Below are 16,332 nucleotides of genomic sequence, written 5' to 3' on the forward strand. Positions count from 1 at the left end.
CCTGAAATAAACACCTGCCCCCCGCTTGCGTGGCGCCTGCCCGCTCTCTAACGTAGCGCGTTTCCAATGCCTACCCCCGCAGGAGCTCCATCATGGCCTCGCCAGCCCCCTCTTCCCTTAAGACGCGACTCAGCGCTGCCGCTGCCATGATGGGCCTGTTGAGCCTCGCCGGCTGTCAGTTGGGCGGTGAAGACCGCGACAGCCTGCCTCCCGCCAGCGGGGTGTTCGCGATCAAGGGCCTGGCGCAGAATGTCTCCGTGCGACGCAACAACCTGGGCATGCCGCTGATCGAAAGCAGCACATTTCACGACGCGCTGTTCACCCTGGGCTATGTGCACGCCAGCGACCGCATTTCGCAAATGATGCAAATGCGCCTGCTCGCGCAGGGCCGCCTGTCGGAAATCGCAGGGCCCGGGGCACTGGATCTGGACCGCATGATGCGCGCCGCCAATCTCAAGCAGAACGCCAGCGAGCTGTACAACGCCTCCTCACCGCGCCTGAAACGCTTCTTCGAAGTCTACGCGCGCGGCGTCAACGCTTATCTCTTCCGCTACCGCGACAAGTTGCCGTCCGACATCGCCGACTCAGGTTACAAACCCGAATACTGGAAGCCCGAAGATTCGGCGCTGATTTTCAGCCTGCTGAACTTCAGCCTGTCGGTGAATCTGCAGGAGGAGATTTCCTCACTGGTGCTGGCCCAGAAAGTCGGCGCCGACAAACTCGCCTGGCTGCTGCCGACCTACCCGGACGAAGAGCTGCCGTTTGCCGAGGCTGACAAACTCAAGGGTTTGAATCTGAGCAGCCAAATGCCGGGGCTGAGCGATATCGAGAAGGCTGCACTGCAACTTTCCGACCTCAATCTGTTGGGGGTTTCGGCGTCCAACAACTGGGTGATCTCGCCGCAACGCGCCCGTGCAGGCAAGAGCTTGCTGGCGACCGACAGCCAGCTTCCGGCCACACTGCCGTCAATGTGGAATTTCGTGCAGATCCGCGCGCCGAAATATCAGGCCGCAGGCGCGACCGTCGCGGGGCTGCCGCTGGTGTTGTCGGGTTACAACGGCAAGCTGGCCTGGGGCATGGGCCCGGCGATGGGCGATAACCAGGATCTGTTCCTGGAAAAACTCAAACGCGAAAACAATCGCCTGATGGTCATGGCCGATGGCAAGTGGGTGGCCGCGGGGGCTCACGAAGAAACCTATTTCGTCAAAGGCCAGCGCCCGGTGCGTGAGCCTGCGTATGAAACCCGTCACGGGCCATTGCTCAACGCCAGCTCGGCGCAACTGGCCAGCGGCCTGGGCATCGCGCTGCAGACCCCGGACGCCAAGGACGACAAGACGCTGGACGCGCTGTTTGACCTGACCCGCGCACAGAACGTCGAACGGGCTTTCGAGACCACCCGGGAAATCCGCGCCATTACCCTGAACATCGTGTTCGCCGACTCATCGAACACTGGCTGGCAGGTCACAGGACGCTATCCGAACCGTCGCGAAGGCCTGGGCCTGATTCCTTCGCCGGGCTGGGATGGTCGTTTCGACTGGGACGGTTACGCCGACGCCATGCTGCATCCCTACGATCAGGACCCGCAGCAAGGCTGGATCGCCACCGCCAACCAGCGCACGATGCCCAAAGGCTACGGCATGCAACTGTCCAACTCCTGGGATTACCCGGAGCGGGCCGAGCGTATCGCCGAACTGGCCAACACCGGCAAACAGGACACCCGCAGCACCATCGGCATGCAGTACGACCAGACCACGACGTTTGCCGCCAAGCTGAAAAAGATGTTCGACGCACCGGGCATGGCCAAGCCGTTGAAACAGGCCATCGACGCCCTGCCGCCAGCCGACCGCGACAAGGCGCGCGAAGCACTCAGTCGCCTGATGGCGTTCGACGGCAGACTGTCTCCCGTCTCAGCGGACGCCGCGATCTATGAGCTGTTCCTGCAAGAAAGCAGCAAACAGATATTCCTCGATGAACTCGGACCTGAGGGCAGTCCGGCCTGGAAAGCGCTGGTACAGAGCGCTGACCTTTCCTACTCGCCACAGGCCGACCATCTGCTGGGACGCGAGGACAGTCCGTATTGGGATGACGTGAAAACACCGCAGAAAGAAGACAAACCGGCGATTCTGGCGCGCAGTCTTTCGGCGGCCATCAGTGCGGGTGAAAGTCGGTTGGGCGGCGATCACAAGGCTTGGCAATGGGGCAAGTTGCACCAGTACACATGGACTTCACAAAGCGCCCAACTGATTGCCGCAATGGGTGGCAGCAAAGCCAATGTGATCAAAGGACCGATGGCCGCCGGTGGCGACCACACGACGCCGAATGCGTCGGGCTTTCACTGGGGCCAGGATTTCGACGCGGCGGTGATTCCGGCGATGCGGATGATCGTCGACTTCGCGCAGCAGGAACCGATGATGGCGCAGAATGCGGCGGGACAATCGGGTAACCCGGCAAGCCCGCACTTTGCCAATGGCATCGACCCTTGGGTCAAGGGGCAATACATGTCGATTCCGATGCAGCCGGAGAACTTCGAGAAGATTTACGGGAAGCAGCGGTTGACGTTGACGCCCGGGAAGTAGCGCTTACGCCTTTTAATTGCGTCGGCGCCGAGCTTTGGACACGACCCTTGATTTGTGCTGGCGCCTCGTACTTCGTGCTGGCTTACGCCAGAGCTGTTCCGCCGAAGGCGGAACGCTTCTGCCGTTAGGCAGAACCAAGCATCAGCGCCAAAAAACCCGAACTTCCCGCCCCCCGAACCGCTCTACCTGACAAGCCCCCCAATCCGGTCATCCCATGGACCTTGTCATCGCCCGTCCCGAAGGCCTGTACTGCCCGCCCGGAGACTTCTATATCGACCCGTGGCGCCCGGTCGAACGCTCGGTCATTACACACGGGCATGGCGACCACGCCCGAACCGGCAACCAGCATTACCTTGCCGCCGCCCCCGGCGAAGGTATTCTGCGCTCGCGTCTGGGTCAGGACATCAACCTGCAAACCCTCGAATACGGCGAAACCATCACCCACCACGGGGTAAAACTCAGCCTGCATCCGGCCGGTCATGTACTCGGCTCTGCACAAGTCCGCCTGGAATACCAGGGCGAAGTCTGGGTCGCGTCAGGCGACTACAAAGTCGAACCCGACGGCACCTGCGCTCCCTTCGAACCGGTCCGCTGTCACACCTTCATCACCGAATCCACCTTTGGCCTGCCGATCTACCGCTGGCAACCGCAGTCGGAAATCTTCACCGGTATAAACGACTGGTGGCGCGCCAACGCCGCAGTGGGCAAGGCCAGCGTGTTGTTCGCTTATTCGTTCGGCAAGGCACAACGCATTCTGCATGGCATTGACTCCAGTATCGGACCGATTCTGGTCCACGGTGCCGTCGAACCGCTGAACCGGGTCTATCGCGAAGCCGGGGTGCGGATACCGGAAACCCACTACGCCGGGGATTTCAAAAAGACCGACCCCGCCCTTCGCCAGGCACTGATCGTGGCTCCGCCTTCAGCCGGCGGCAGCACCTGGATGCGTCGATTCGGCGATTTCAGCGATGCCTTCGCCAGCGGCTGGATGATGCTTCGCGGCACCCGTCGGCGGCGTGGCGTGGATCGCGGTTTTGCGCTGTCCGACCATGCCGACTGGCCCGGCTTACTGTGGGCTATCGAAAACACGGGTGCCGAGCGGGTGATGGTCACCCACGGCTCAGTGGCGGTACTGGTGCGATATCTGCGTGAAAGCGGGCTCGATGCCCAAGGCTTCACCACCGAATACGGCGACGAGGAAGACGACGCCCCCGCCAAGTCGGACACCGCAGAGGAGGCCTCGTCATGAAGGCCTTCGCCGAGCTCTACTCATTGCTGGACGCAACCACTTCCAGCAACGCCAAGCTTGCCGCCATGCAGCAGTATTTCGCCAAGGCAGCACCTGAGGACGCGGCCTGGGCGGTGTATTTCCTTTCCGGTGGGCGGCCACGACAGCTGGTGCCGACGCGCATGTTGCGCGAACAGGCGATGCTTCTTTCCGGGCTGTCTGAGTGGCTGTTTGAAGAAAGCTACCAGGCCGTGGGCGACTTGGCGGAGACCCTTTCGCTATTGCTGCCACAAGCTGAACACAGCTCTGAGGAGGGCTTGGCCACCTGGATGGAAGACAAGTTGCTGCCCTTGCGCGGCCTGCCGCCAGAGGAGTTGCTGGAGCGATTGCCGGCATTCTGGTCACAACTGGATCGCCAGAGCCTGATGGTCTGCCTGAAGCTGATCACCGGCAGTTTTCGGGTCGGTGTCTCCAAGCTGCTGGTCACCCGAGCGCTGGCGGCGCTGGCGAACATCGACAGCAAGCGCGTGGCCCAGCGTCTGGTGGGCTACACCGACCTGTCCCACCGGCCCAGCGCGCAAGGGTATCTGAAGCTGGTCGCTGAAGAATCCGAGGACGAGCACGCCCAACGCGGGGGCCAGCCCTACCCGTTCTTTCTCGCCCACGCGCTGCAACAACCGGTGGACCAGTTCGAAAGCCTGCTGGGCCCTGCCGAGAACTGGCAAGTGGAATGGAAGTGGGATGGCATTCGCGCGCAAGTCGTCAAGCGCGAGGGTCGCTTGTGGATCTGGTCGCGAGGTGAAGAACTGGTCACCGATCGTTTTCCCGAATTGCACGCCCTCGTCCAGTGCCTGCCTGACGGGACGGTGATCGACGGTGAAATCGTCGTCTGGAAAGCGCCTGCCACTGACCAGCATGCCAGCCCGGATGACTTCGCCCTTAACACGCCAGCACCAGGCACGCCCAATGAATCGACACCCTCGGTGCAGCCTTTCGCACTGCTGCAACAACGCATCGGTCGCAAAACCCTGGGCAAGAAGATCCTCGAAGATGTGCCGGTCGTGGTGCTCGCCTACGATCTGCTCGAATGGCAGGGTCATGACTGGCGCAGCAAGCCGCAGTATGAAAGACGCGCGCAACTGGAGCAGGTAATCGCCAGTGCGCAAAGTCCGGTGCTGATGTCCTCCCCGGTGCTGACCGGAAAAGACTGGGCCGACCTCAGCCAGCAGCGCGAGGCATCCCGCAGCCTTGGGGTCGAGGGCATGATGCTCAAGGCCCGGGACTCGTTGTACGGGGTCGGTCGGACCAAGGACATGGGCGTGTGGTGGAAATGGAAGATCGACCCGTTCAGCGTCGACGCCGTGTTGATCTATGCCCAACGCGGCCATGGTCGCCGCGCCAGCCTGTACAGCGACTACACATTCGCGGTCTGGGACGGCCCGCCGCAGTCCAGCGAGCGCACGCTGGTGCCCTTCGCCAAGGCCTATTCGGGCCTGACCGATGAAGAGATGCGCAAAGTCGATGCAATCATCCGCAAGACCACGGTCGAGAAATTCGGCCCGGTCAGAAGTGTTACCCCGACGCTGGTGTTCGAGCTGGGATTCGAGGGCATTGCCCTGTCCAAGCGCCATAAAAGCGGGATCGCGGTGAGATTCCCTCGAATGCTCCGATGGCGGCAGGACAAGCCGGTAGCAGAGGCGGACAGTCTGGCAACTCTGCAAGACCTTCTGGCTTGAGCACCGCTTTGGTGCGATCTCACGCACTCCATTACACCCTATTGCACCGTGTAGCGGCATGGCCCGTCGGCGGTGGCGTATTTGAAAGCGCTACCGCCAGCAAGCCGGACTGCTACGGATGGCCGCAATCCGACTTGAGGCAAGGGAACAACCGACGTTGGCCAGGATTTTTTCCGCCCTCTTTCATGCCGTTTCGGCTACTCTCCCCCTGCCTCGGGCGCCCTGAAAAAAGACAAGAGATGGCTCAAAGTCATCATTGCGACAACTCCGTACATTTAAAACGCGCGTTCGTCTCTTTGGTTCGGAAATTGCTATCTTTTTGCGGTCTGGCACCTGCCGGTAGCAAGCCTTCGCGTGTTCCCAACGCTCAATTTGGTTTTAAGGACTGAACGATGAAAAAAGCATGGCTGACCCTTTCCGCACTCGCCATCTGTCTGGCCGCTGGCAACGCAATGGCCAAGGAGTACAAGGAACTGCGTTTCGGCGTCGATCCTTCCTACGCACCATTCGAATCGAAAGCCGCTGACGGCAGCCTGGTTGGCTTCGACATCGACCTGGGCAACGCGATCTGTGCAGAACTGAAGGTCAAATGCAAATGGGTCGAAAGCGATTTCGACGGCATGATCCCTGGCCTGAAAGCCAACAAGTTCGACGGCGTGATTTCCTCCATGACCGTGACCCCGGCTCGCGAGAAAGTCATCGATTTCTCCAGCGAACTGTTCTCCGGTCCGACCTCGCTGGTCTACAAGAAAGGTTCCGGCCTCTCTGCTGACGTTGCCTCGCTCAAAGGCAAGACCGTCGGTTACGAGCAAGGCACCATTCAGGAAGCCTACGCCAAGGCAATCCTGGACAAGGCAGGCGTGAAAACCCAGGCCTACGCCAACCAGGATCAGGTTTACGCCGACCTGGTATCCGGTCGTCTGGACGCTTCGGTACAAGACATGCTGCAAGCCGAACTGGGCTTCCTGAAGTCGCCACAAGGTGCTGATTACGAAGTCAGCAAGCCAATCGACGATCCTCTGCTGCCAGCCAAGACCGCAGTCGGCATCGCCAAAGGTAACAAAGACCTGAAAGCGCTTTTGGACAAAGGTATCAAAGCGTTACACGATGACGGCAAATATGCCGAGATCCAGAAGAAGCACTTCGGCGATCTGAATCTGTACAGCGGTAAGTAAGAAAACAAGCGCCCGCGTCTTCAGCGATCATCCGAATCCCCCGCTGAAGTTCACGGGCGTTTTATTGACTGTATAGGTTCCACATGCTCGATACTCTCCTGCAACACCTGGGACTGTCCGCGTTCAGCCTCAAGGGTTTCGGCCCGTTGCTGCTTCAGGGCACCTGGATGACCGTCAAATTGTCGGTAATGTCGCTGCTGCTGGCCATCGTGCTCGGCCTGCTGGGCGCCAGTGCCAAACTGTCCAAGACTGCGCTTCTGCGCGTTCCGGCGCAGGTCTACACCACGCTGATCCGAGGCGTGCCCGACCTGGTGCTGATGCTGTTGATTTTCTACAGCCTGCAAACCTGGCTGACGACGCTGACCGAAGCAATGGAATGGGACTACATCGAAATCGATCCCTTCGCCGCCGGTGTCATCACCCTGGGCTTCATTTACGGGGCGTATTTCACCGAGACCTTCCGTGGCGCCATCCTCGCGGTCCCTCGTGGACAGGTCGAAGCCGGGACCGCGTATGGCCTGAGCCGCTCCCAACGCTTTCGCTTCGTGGTGTTTCCGCAAATGATGCGCTTCGCCCTTCCCGGCATCGGCAACAACTGGCAAGTGGTGCTCAAGGCCACGGCGCTGGTGTCGATCATCGGCCTGGCGGACCTGGTCAAGGCGTCTCAGGATGCCGGTAAAAGCACCTATCAACTGTTTTATTTCCTGGTACTCGCGGCGTTGATCTATCTGGTCATCACCAGCGTCTCCAACTTTGCCCTGCGCTGGGCTGAACGGCGTTACTCCGCAGGCAGCCGGGAGGCCAGACGATGATCGAATTGCTTCAAGAATACTGGCGCGCGTTCCTGTACACGGACGGGCAGAACATTACCGGTCTGGCCATGACCCTGTGGCTGCTCAGTGCGTCGATCGCCATTGGCTTCATCGTGTCGATCCCGCTGTCCATCGCACGGGTTTCGCCCAATCCGCTGGTTCGCTGGCCGGTGCAGTTCTACACCTACCTGTTCCGTGGCACCCCGCTCTATATCCAGCTACTGATCTGCTACACCGGTATCTACAGCCTTTCGGTGGTTCGCGACCAGCCGATGCTCAACGCGTTCTTCCGCGATGCGATGAACTGCACCATCCTGGCGTTCGCCCTCAACACCTGCGCGTACACCACCGAGATCTTCGCCGGTGCAATTCGCAGCATGAACCATGGCGAAGTCGAAGCGGCCAAGGCTTATGGTCTTACAGGCTGGCGTCTGTACACCTACGTGATCATGCCGTCAGCACTGCGTCGTTCGCTGCCGTATTACAGCAACGAAGTGATCCTGATGCTGCATTCGACCACCGTGGCGTTCACGGCCACCGTGCCGGACATCCTGAAGGTTGCGCGTGATGCGAACTCGGCGACGTTCCTGACGTTCCAGTCGTTCGGCATCGCTGCGCTGATCTACCTTACGGTGACTTTCATCCTGGTCGGTCTGTTCCGACTGGCCGAACGACGCTGGCTCGCCTTCCTCGGCCCGTCTCACTAGGACCTCTGCATGCGACACCAGACCCATGATCTGCTAGCCCCGGTGCCAGGCACTGCGCGGCAGATCCACAGTTTTCACTACGGCCCGGAAAACGGTGCCTGCAAGATCTACATTCAATCGTCCCTGCACGCCGACGAACTGCCCGGCATGCTGGTTTCCTGGTACCTCAAACAGCGCCTGGCCGAACTGGAAAACGCCGGTCAGTTACTGGGCGAAATCGTCATCGTTCCGGTGGCCAACCCAATCGGGCTGGAACAAGTCCTGATGGACATCCCGCTCGGTCGTTACGAGCTGGAAAGCGGGCAAAACTTTAATCGCTGGTTCGTTGACCTGACCCAACAGGTGGGCGATGAGGTCGAACCGCTGTTGGGCGATGACGAGAAACGCAACGTCGACCTGATCCGCCAAAGCCTGCGCGCCGCCTTGCTCGCACGCAGCGGCGCTACCCAACTGGAATCGCAACGTCTGGCCTTGCAGCGTCTGGCGTGCGATGCCGACATGGTGCTGGACCTGCATTGCGACTTCGAATCTGTGGAGCACCTGTACACCACGCCCGAAGCCTGGCCGCAGGTCGAGCCGCTGTCGCGTTACCTCGGCGCGCAAGCCAGCCTGCTGGCGACGGACTCAGGCGGTCAGTCGTTCGACGAATGTTTCACGCTGGTCTGGTGGCAGTTGCAACAGCGTTTCGAAAAACGCTTTGCGATTCCGCTGGGCAGTTTTTCAGTGACCCTGGAACTGCGCGGTCAGGGCGATGTGAGCCATGCCCTCGGCAGTCGCGACTGCCAGGCGATCATCAGCTACCTGATGCAGTACGGCGCAATCGCCGGTGAGCCCCTGGCTCAACCCGAACTGATTTATCCGGCGACGCCTCTTGCGGCGGTCGAACCGGTGGCCACGCCAGTCGGCGGTCTGCTGGTGTTCTGCACCCTGCCCGGCGAATACGTCGAAGCCGGGCAACTGATCGCTGAGGTGATCGACCCGATCAGCGACGCAGTGACCCCGGTCCACACGGCCAACGCCGGCCTGATGTACGCCCGCTCATTGCGACGCATGGCGACTGCCGGCATGGTCATCGCCCATGTCGCCGGCACCGAAGCCTTTCGCAGCGGCTACCTACTTTCTCCTTAAGGATTGCCAGTCATGTACAAACTGACCATCGATGGCCTGCATAAAAGCTACGGTGACCATGAAGTGCTCAAAGGCGTATCGCTCAAGGCCAACGTCGGTGACGTGATCTGCCTGATCGGTGCCAGCGGCTCGGGCAAAAGCACTTTTCTGCGCTGCATCAACTTCCTCGAACAACCCAACGACGGCGCCATGAGCCTGGACGGACAGCAAATCCGCATGGTCAGCGACGCCAGCGGCATGCGCGTCGCCGACCCGGCCGAACTGCAGCGCATTCGTACCCGTCTGGCCATGGTGTTTCAGCACTTCAACTTGTGGAGCCACATGACGGTGCTGGAAAACATCACCATGGCCCCACGCCGCGTGCTGGGGGTGTCCAGGGTGGAAGCCGAAGACCGCGCGCGCAAATACCTGGAAAAGGTCGGCCTGCCTGCTCGCGTCGCCGACCAATACCCGGCATTCCTGTCTGGCGGTCAGCAACAGCGAGTCGCCATTGCCCGGGCGTTGGCGATGGAGCCGGAAATCATGCTCTTCGACGAGCCTACGTCGGCGCTGGACCCGGAGCTTGTGGGCGAAGTGTTGAAGGTGATTCAAGGCCTGGCCGAAGAAGGCCGGACGATGATTCTGGTCACCCACGAAATGGGCTTCGCCCGTAAAGTGGCCAACCAGGTAGTGTTCCTGCACCAGGGCCAGATCGAAGAAATCGGCCATCCGGATGATGTGCTGGGCAATCCGAAGAGCGAGCGCCTGCAGCAGTTCCTGAGCGGGAATCTGAAGTAATGCTTCAGCTGTAGGAGTGAGCTTGCTCGCGATTGCGATCTCTCTGCACCTGCGGGTGCCAAGACACGACGTCATCGCGAGCACGCTCACGCCTACACCGGTCCGGCACCACACCAAACCCGACCAAACTTATCTCCTCTGCGTACGGTCTCTGAGTTAACCCCTCCGCAGAGCCCGCGCATGCCCAATACCGTCAATTTTGCCCAGCGCTGGTTCGCCGCTCGTGGCTGGAAGCCTTTCCCCTTTCAGAAAGAAGTGTGGGCCGCGGTCGCTCGTGGCGAATCCGGCCTGCTGCATGCCAGCACCGGCGCAGGCAAGACATATTCGGTATGGTTCGGCGCGCTCAATCGCTTTGCCAGAACGGCCACCGCCTCGCCGGATGAAAAACCACGCAAACGCAAACCGCCCCCCGCTCCACTGAACGTGCTTTGGATCACCCCGATGAGGGCCCTTGCTGCCGATACCGCAAAAGCGTTGGAGGCGCCGTTGATGGATCTGCAGATCCCCTGGAGCGTAGGACTGCGTACCGGCGATACCAGCAGCAGCGAACGGGCGAAACAGGGGCGTCGGCTGCCCTCTGCACTGATCACTACGCCGGAAAGCCTGACGCTTCTGCTGACCCGGGCAGACGCCGAAGTGACTTTCGCGACCCTGAAAATGATCGTGGTGGACGAGTGGCACGAACTGATCGGCAATAAACGCGGCGTCCAGCTGCAGCTGGCCATTGCACGACTGCGTCGCTGGAACCCGGCCCTCATCGTGTGGGGGCTGTCGGCGACGCTGGGCAATCAGGATCACGCTCAACGCGTGCTGCTGGGCAACGACGGCACTGCGGTGCAGGGCAAAGTGGTCAAGGAGCTGACCGTCGACACCCTGATCCCGCAGAGCATCGAGCGCTTCCCCTGGGCCGGCCACATGGGGTTGCGCATGTTGCCGCAGGTGCTGGCCGAAGTGGAAAGCAGCAACAGTTGCCTTCTGTTCACCAACACCCGGGCGCAGTCGGAAATCTGGTACCAGGCGCTGCTGGAAGCGCGGCCGGATTGGGCAGGCCTGATCGCCTTGCATCACGGGTCGTTATCGCGAGAGGTGCGCGATTGGGTCGAACGGGCGCTGAAGGAAGGCCATCTCAAGGCCGTGGTCTGCACCTCGAGTCTCGATCTGGGCGTGGATTTTCTCCCGGTCGAGCGTGTGCTGCAGATCGGCTCTGCCAAAGGCGTTGCGCGTCTGATGCAACGCGCCGGGCGCTCTGGCCATGCGCCTGGCCGCCCGTCGCGGGTCACACTGGTGCCGACCCACAGCCTTGAACTGGTGGAAGCCGCTGCCGCCCGCGATGCCGTTGTCGCCCGACAAATCGAGGCAAGGGAATCACCGCACAAGCCTCTGGACGTTCTCGTACAACACTTGGTGAGCATGGCGCTGGGCGGTGGATTCACACCCGACGAACTCCTGACCGAGGTGCGGACGGCTTGGGCGTATCGCGACCTGACTGGTGAAGAATGGCAATGGGCGCTGGCCTTCGTGCGCCACGGCGGTTTGTCGCTGACAGCCTATCCCGACTATCGGCGGGTCGAGCCGGACGAACAGGGCGTCTGGCGTGTGCCCGATGCCCGCCTGGCACGCCGGCACCGCATGAGCATCGGCACCATCGTCAGCGATGCCAGCATCAACGTGAAGTACTGGAGCAAAGGCGGTGGCGGGGGCTCATTGGGCAGTGTCGAAGAGGGGTTCATCGCACGATTGAAACCAGGAGACGGGTTTCTATTCAGTGGTCGATTGCTGGAACTGGTGCGGGTAGAAAACATGACCGCCTACGTGAAACGGGCCACGACCAGGAAGGCCGCTGTCCCTCGCTGGAATGGCGGACGTATGCCCCTTTCCAGCGAACTGGCTGACGCGGTGGTGGAGAAATTCGACGCTGCCGCCCACGGTGTCTTCGACAGCTCGGAAATGCACACTGTCAGTCCGTTGCTGGAAGTCCAGCGAGAATGGTCGGCATTGCCGCGCAAAGACACGTTACTGGCCGAGGTGTTGAAGTCCCGGGAGGGCTGGCACTTGTTTCTGTATCCATTCGCCGGGCGGCATGTACACCTAGGGTTGGCGAGCCTGCTGGCCTGGCGCCTTAGCCGCGATACGCCGCTGACCTTTTCCATCGCGGTCAACGATTATGGATTCGAGCTGCTGAGCGCGACCGAAGTGGATTGGTCGCAACGCTTGAATTCCACGCTGTTCAGTGAACAAGCGCTGCTGAGCGACATCATCGCCAGTCTCAATGCCGGTGAGCTGGCCCTGCGCCGCTTCCGCGAAATTGCCCGAATCGCCGGGCTGGTGTTTTCCGGCTACCCCGGTGCGCCGAAGAGCAACCGACAGTTGCAGGCGTCCAGCGGGTTGTTTTTCGAGGTGTTCAAACAGTACGACGCAAAAAACCTGCTGCTGACCCAAGCCGAAGAGGAAGTGCTTCGTCAGGAGCTGGATGTAGGTCGACTCGAACACACATTGCGACGAATCAACCAGCGGACACTGGACATCCACATCATCAAACGACCGACGCCCATGGCATTTCCGCTGCTGGTCGAACGCATGCGTGAAAGCCTGAGCACCGAAAAGCTGTCGGACCGCATCGCGCGCATGGTTCGCGATCTGGAGAAAGCGGCTGGGCCAGAGGTCGTCACATGAGGCCTTATCTGTCCATAGAACTGGCCGGGGCCCGATTGTGGCTGCTCGCCGACAAAGCCATCTACTACCCGGCTGAGCATGCGCTGCTGATTGCCGATGCGCATTTCGGCAAGGCTGCGGCCTATCGTCGGCTGGGGCAACCCGTTCCTCACGGCACCACCGATGATAACCTGCAACGCCTGGACGCGATTCTTTCGGCGTATGAATGCCAACATCTGATATTCCTCGGGGATTTCCTACACGCACCCGAATCCCACGCTCCGTCAACGCTTTCGGCCTTACAGGCCTGGCGCGAGCGGCACGCTGCCCTGAACATCACCTTGATTCGCGGCAATCACGACAAAAGGGCGGGAGATCCGCCGCCTCAGTTGAAGATCCGTGTCCTGCCCGAGCCATTGCTATTAGGGCCGTTTGCGCTGCAGCATGAGCCTGACCCTCACGCCACGCATCACGTCCTCGCCGGCCATGTCCATCCAGCTTATCGGTTGTTCGGCAAAGGCAGGCAACGTCTGCGCCTGCCATGCTTTCACATGACGGCACACGTCAGTCTGCTGCCTGCATTCGGCGCTTTTACCGGCGGGATGAACATTGAAAAAGGAGATAGCAGCAGGGTGTTCGTGGTGGGAGACGGCGCCATCTGGGAAGCGCTGTAGCTGAGCACTGAAAGGTTTAAGCCAGGGATGTTCGCAGTAGATCCCTGCCGACGCTGCGACACCGGCAAGGATGCAGGTACGAGTGATCAGGCGACCGGAGCAGGAGGCGGCTCGTCAGGGAGCGTTGGCTCACCGGGCTCTTCGGGCTGAGGGTAATCGTTGGGGGTATCGGGATTGGGCTGCCCGGGGATACCGCCGGCGACCATGTTATTCAGGTGGGGATGCGCTAACAGCGACCACGCCAGCAACCCGACCTGATTCTGTCCGGGGTCGGCTTCCTTGATGCTGGTCTTGATTTGTCTCTTCATAGGGCACTCCTGAGCGTTGGCCCCATCCGCATGGTGCGGATGGGAACAGTTCAGTCAATAGAGTGCTGATTTCGAGACTAATTCACTTTCGAAATGACCAACGGTGCAATCAGGTGCGTGGCAAAGTGACACCGCGCTGACCCTGATACTTGCCGCCGCGGTCTTTGTACGAGACTTCGCACTCTTCGTCGGACTCAAGAAAAAGCATCTGTGCGACGCCTTCATTGGCGTAGATCTTCGCCGGCAACGTCGTGGTGTTGGAGAACTCAAGGGTGACATGGCCTTCCCATTCCGGCTCCAGCGGGGTCACGTTGACGATGATGCCGCAGCGCGCGTAGGTACTCTTGCCCAGACAGATGGTCAGGACATTGCGCGGAATGCGGAAATATTCGACGGTGCGGGCCAGTGCGAAGGAGTTCGGCGGAATGATGCAGACGTCGCTCTTGATGTCGACGAAGCTTTTTTCATCGAAATTCTTCGGATCGACGGTCGCCGAGTTGATGTTGGTGAACACCTTGAATTCGTCGGCGCAACGCACGTCGTAGCCGTAGCTGGAGACGCCGAAGGAGATCAAGCGGTCAGCGCCCTCGCCGCGCATCTGGCGCTCTACGAAGGGCTCGATCATGCCGTGCTCTTGCGCCATGCGGCGAATCCACTTGTCCGATTTGATGCTCATGGCGGTGTCCTGAATAGCGAGGTGAAAAAAGATGTCCGGCATCTTACCGGGCATGGGCGCCGGGTTCAAAGATTGCGCGCAGGCCGCTTTGGAAGCTTTGTGCCTTCCGTCGAAATAAACGAGACATGCCCATTGGCACATCCGGAAAAAAGGGTTAAGGTGCATCCACTGTGTTGCTTGTGTCACTGAGAATCTCTACACGATGTTGAATTTCGATCCAACCATCTCCAAGAATTTTTCCTGCTCTTTGCACTCAGTCTCGGCCAGGGTTCTTCCTGAGTCGCAGTTAACTTTGTCCAAGGAGATACACCATGTCTAATCGCCAAACTGGTACCGTTAAGTGGTTCAACGATGAAAAAGGCTTCGGCTTCATCACTCCACAATCCGGTGACGACCTGTTCGTGCACTTCAAAGCTATCCAATCCGACGGCTTCAAAAGCCTGAAAGAAGGCCAGCAGGTCTCTTTCATCGCTACCCGCGGTCAGAAAGGCATGCAAGCTGAAGAAGTTCAAGTTATCTAACTTGTACTAAATCGCTTAAAAAACCCCGCTCTCAAGGCGGGGTTTTTTTATGCCTGCAGATTTGTGGCCAAGGGGGAAGACGGCCAATCAATACAAACCCCAATGGCCTGTAGCAGTCCGAACGGGCGGGCTGCTACAGAAAAGCGGACGGCATCAGTCGTCGCTGATGGAGATGTCGGGCATCGCAGGCGTTGCCGCCTCCTGCAACACGATCCGTGCGCCAACGTGACGCGCCAGCTCCTGATAGACCATGGCGATCTGGCTTTCCGGCTCTGCAATCGCGGTTGGCTTGCCACCATCCGCCTGTTCTCGAATCAGCATCGACAAAGGCAACGAAGCCAATAGTTCTACGCCGTACTGTGACGCAAGCTTTTCGCCGCCGCCTTCACCGAACAGGTGCTCGGCATGACCGCAGTTCGAGCAGATGTGCACTGCCATGTTTTCCACCACGCCCAACACCGGAATGTTGACCTTGCGGAACATTTCCACGCCCTTCCTGGCATCCAGCAGCGCCAGATCCTGCGGAGTGGTAACAATGACCGCGCCTGCGACCGGCACCTTCTGCGCCAGCGTCAACTGGATATCACCAGTACCTGGCGGCATGTCGATGACAAGGTAATCCAGATCGTTCCAGGCGGTCTGCGTGATGAGTTGCAGCAGCGCGCCCGAGACCATCGGGCCTCTCCAGACCATCGGTGTGTTGTCGTCGGTCAAGAACGCCATCGACATCACCTCGATGCCGTGAGCCTCGATCGGCACGAACCATTTCTGGTCCTTGATCTTCGGACGCGTCCCTTCAGCGATCCCGAACATCACACCCTGGCTCGGACCGTAGATATCGGCATCGAGGATCCCGACGCGCGCGCCTTCGCGAGAAAGCGCCAACGCCAGATTGGCGGCAGTCGTGGACTTGCCCACCCCGCCCTTTCCAGAAGCCACGGCGACGATATTCTTGACGTTGGCAAGGCCTGGAATCTGTCCCTGCGCCTTGTGCGCGGTGATCAGGGTGTCGATCTGCACCTTCGCGGTGGTGACACCCTCAAGGCCCTCGATGGCCATCTGCAGCATCTGCGCCCAGCCATTCTTGAACAGCGCTGCGGCGTAGCCGATTTCCAGCTGCACGCTGACGCGGTCGCCGTCGATATCGATGGCCCGCACGCAGCCGGCGCTGACAGGGTCTTGGTTCAAATAAGGATCGGTGTACTGGCGAAGGACGGCTTCCACCGTTGCGCGGTTCACGGCGCTCATGGGTCACTCCCGAAAAAGACTGAGCAAAACAGGCGGCTATCCTACCGCGTTCGTCAGAATAAGAGGGGCCGGGTTTTGCTCAAGGTCGATGAAGCCGATTCCGACACGCTGTGC

Annotated in this window: 14 protein-coding genes; 11 read left to right on the plus strand and 3 right to left on the minus strand. The window is 60.2% G+C overall.

Annotated features, from left to right (window positions below; all coding sequences use genetic code 11):
- The first annotated feature begins 92 nt into the window (after nt 1-92).
- The 10 genes from D3M70_RS20995 to pdeM all read left to right on the plus strand — a co-directional run bounded on the left by D3M70_RS20995 (nt 93) and on the right by pdeM (nt 13,465).
- On the plus strand, nt 93-2,576 hold the full coding sequence (locus D3M70_RS20995) for a penicillin acylase family protein (RefSeq protein ID WP_120127579.1): 2,484 nt from the start codon (nt 93-95) through the stop codon (nt 2,574-2,576).
- Nucleotides 2,577-2,790: 214 nt separating this feature from the next.
- Entirely contained in the window at nt 2,791-3,825 is a 1,035-nt protein-coding gene (locus tag D3M70_RS21000) for a ligase-associated DNA damage response exonuclease (protein ID WP_120127580.1), read from the plus strand.
- On the plus strand, nt 3,822-5,540 hold the full coding sequence (locus D3M70_RS21005) for an ATP-dependent DNA ligase (RefSeq protein WP_120127581.1): 1,719 nt from the start codon (nt 3,822-3,824) through the stop codon (nt 5,538-5,540). Before D3M70_RS21000 ends, D3M70_RS21005 begins: the two co-directional genes overlap by 4 nt.
- 392 nt (nt 5,541-5,932) lie before the next feature.
- Nucleotides 5,933-6,715, plus strand: coding sequence for a transporter substrate-binding domain-containing protein (locus tag D3M70_RS21010; RefSeq protein WP_062387926.1), 783 nt, complete (start codon nt 5,933-5,935; stop codon nt 6,713-6,715).
- An 83-nt stretch (nt 6,716-6,798) separates the two neighbouring features.
- Nucleotides 6,799-7,527, plus strand: a complete 729-nt coding sequence (locus tag D3M70_RS21015) for an ABC transporter permease (protein ID WP_120127582.1) — start codon at nt 6,799-6,801, stop codon at nt 7,525-7,527.
- Nucleotides 7,524-8,234, plus strand: a complete 711-nt coding sequence (locus D3M70_RS21020) for an ABC transporter permease (protein WP_120127583.1) — start codon at nt 7,524-7,526, stop codon at nt 8,232-8,234. Before D3M70_RS21015 ends, D3M70_RS21020 begins: the two co-directional genes overlap by 4 nt.
- Before the next feature lie 9 nt (nt 8,235-8,243).
- Nucleotides 8,244-9,362 (plus strand): succinylglutamate desuccinylase/aspartoacylase family protein, encoded by a 1,119-nt coding sequence (locus D3M70_RS21025; protein WP_120127584.1) that lies wholly within the window; start codon nt 8,244-8,246, stop codon nt 9,360-9,362.
- A gap of 12 nt (nt 9,363-9,374) precedes the next feature.
- The gene (locus tag D3M70_RS21030) at nt 9,375-10,139 is read left to right on the plus strand and encodes an ABC transporter ATP-binding protein (RefSeq protein WP_120127585.1); all 765 of its coding nucleotides are present in this window, start codon (nt 9,375-9,377) and stop codon (nt 10,137-10,139) included.
- Between the two features lie 180 nt (nt 10,140-10,319).
- Entirely contained in the window at nt 10,320-12,812 is a 2,493-nt protein-coding gene (locus D3M70_RS21035; protein ID WP_120127586.1) for a ligase-associated DNA damage response DEXH box helicase, read from the plus strand.
- On the plus strand, nt 12,809-13,465 hold the full coding sequence (gene pdeM, locus D3M70_RS21040) for a ligase-associated DNA damage response endonuclease PdeM (protein ID WP_120127587.1): 657 nt from the start codon (nt 12,809-12,811) through the stop codon (nt 13,463-13,465). The genes D3M70_RS21035 and pdeM overlap by 4 nt, the downstream gene beginning before the upstream one ends.
- A gap of 86 nt (nt 13,466-13,551) precedes the next feature.
- On the opposite strand, the gene D3M70_RS21045 is transcribed toward pdeM, so the two are convergent.
- Both D3M70_RS21045 and dcd read right to left on the minus strand, forming a co-directional pair.
- Nucleotides 13,552-13,773, minus strand: a complete 222-nt coding sequence (locus D3M70_RS21045; protein ID WP_120127588.1) for a hypothetical protein — start codon at nt 13,771-13,773, stop codon at nt 13,552-13,554.
- A 109-nt stretch (nt 13,774-13,882) separates the two neighbouring features.
- A complete protein-coding gene (gene dcd / locus D3M70_RS21050) occupies nt 13,883-14,449 on the minus strand; it encodes a dCTP deaminase (protein ID WP_017126297.1) in 567 nt (188 codons plus the stop codon).
- A 311-nt stretch (nt 14,450-14,760) separates the two neighbouring features.
- On the opposite strand from dcd, the gene D3M70_RS21055 reads away from it, so the two are divergent.
- The gene (locus tag D3M70_RS21055; protein ID WP_002554837.1) at nt 14,761-14,970 is read left to right on the plus strand and encodes a cold-shock protein; all 210 of its coding nucleotides are present in this window, start codon (nt 14,761-14,763) and stop codon (nt 14,968-14,970) included.
- 153 nt (nt 14,971-15,123) lie between these two features.
- Here the strand turns inward: D3M70_RS21055 and apbC are convergent, their stop codons facing one another.
- Complete coding sequence (gene apbC / locus D3M70_RS21060) at nt 15,124-16,218, minus strand: iron-sulfur cluster carrier protein ApbC (RefSeq protein WP_120127589.1); 1,095 nt, start codon at nt 16,216-16,218, stop codon at nt 15,124-15,126.
- Between the last annotated feature and the right edge of the window lie 114 nt (nt 16,219-16,332).

This window comes from Pseudomonas sp. LS-2 (assembly GCF_003605735.1).
Classification (GTDB): domain Bacteria; phylum Pseudomonadota; class Gammaproteobacteria; order Pseudomonadales; family Pseudomonadaceae; genus Aquipseudomonas.